The 1,298-nt window shown below is 46.6% G+C and carries 1 protein-coding gene; it reads right to left on the bottom strand.

The annotated features are described in order from the left end of the window. Window positions 1-125: 125 nt before the first annotated feature. The coding region (locus B4F99_RS06285) for an amino acid permease (protein WP_290756049.1) at window positions 126-1,298 on the bottom strand (1,173 nt) is incomplete at its 5' end.

The following is a 1,298-nucleotide window of genomic DNA, read 5'->3' on the forward strand; positions in this document are numbered from 1 at the left end:
CTTGTCCCAGGAAAACGATTCGAAACGAACAAAAAAGCGCAATCTTTTTCATCAGACTCATCAGAGAAAAATTGCACTTTGTCTTCAATCTCAATCACCTTCATTTGTAGAAGGTGGTTCACACATTATGATTGACGCGGATGTTCTGGGAAGTCCATCTCTTCGTAACGAACAATCGACGTCCGGTTTTTGAATTTGTGTCCTAACCAGAAGGCAAGGAACAACGGAATTCCGACATATGTCGCGGCAATCCCGACCCAATCAATTTGATCAGCAAGGAATGCTGCATAGTTTTGACCAACGATGACAAGGAAACAAAGACCGAATGCAAACAGCGGACCGAACGGGAACGCTGGTGCAACGTAAGGTAAATCTTTCAACGAATGACCTTGTGCAAGGAATCCTTTACGGAAACGATAGTGACTGATCGCAATTCCGAGCCACGCGATGAATCCTGTCATACCTGAAGCATTGAGTAACCACAGATAGACTTGTCCACCAAACATCGATGTTAAGAAACAGAGTGCACCGATTGCTCCTGTTGCAAGCAAGGCGTTACGCGGTACCCCATTTTTCGACACTTTTGCAAAGAACTTTGGTGCATCTCCTTGACGAGCAAGTGTATACAGCATCCGTGTGGAAGCATACATACCTGAGTTACCGGCAGATAGAACAGATGTCAAGATGACGGCGTTCATGAGTGCTGCCGAGAACGCAAGACCTGCTTTTTCAAAGACGAGCGTAAACGGACTAACGGCAATGTCCGTGATGTCATTGGAAACCAAGTTCGGGCTCGTATACGGAATGAGCATCCCGATGACGAAAATCGCAAGGATGTAGAAGAGTAAAATGCGCCAGAAGACTTGTTTGACTGCTTTTGGAACGTTTTTTTTCGGATTTTCCGATTCACCTGCGGCAATCCCGACTAGCTCCGTTCCTTGGAAACTGAATCCAGCAACGAGGATGATTCCGATGACGGCAGGAATACCACCGACGAACGGCGCATCCCCGAGAGCAAAGTTTTTAAAGCCAACTGGTGGCTCCGATGTAAAGACACCGAAAATCATCGCAACACCGACGACTAAGAAGACGATGACAGTGACGACTTTAATCATGGCGAACCAATACTCCGCTTCCCCAAAACCTTTAACGGAGAAGTAGTTCAAGCCGATCATGAGTAAAAGGAATAAGGCACTGAAGTAAAATCCAGGAACGTCCGGGAACCAATACGTCATAACGATTTGTGCTGCAACGAGCTCAACTGCGATCGTGACCGCCCAGTTGTACCAGTAGTTCCA

It is taken from the genome of Exiguobacterium sp. UBA3491, assembly GCF_002377745.1.
In the GTDB taxonomy this organism is placed as follows: Bacteria; Bacillota; Bacilli; order Exiguobacteriales; family Exiguobacteriaceae; genus Exiguobacterium_A.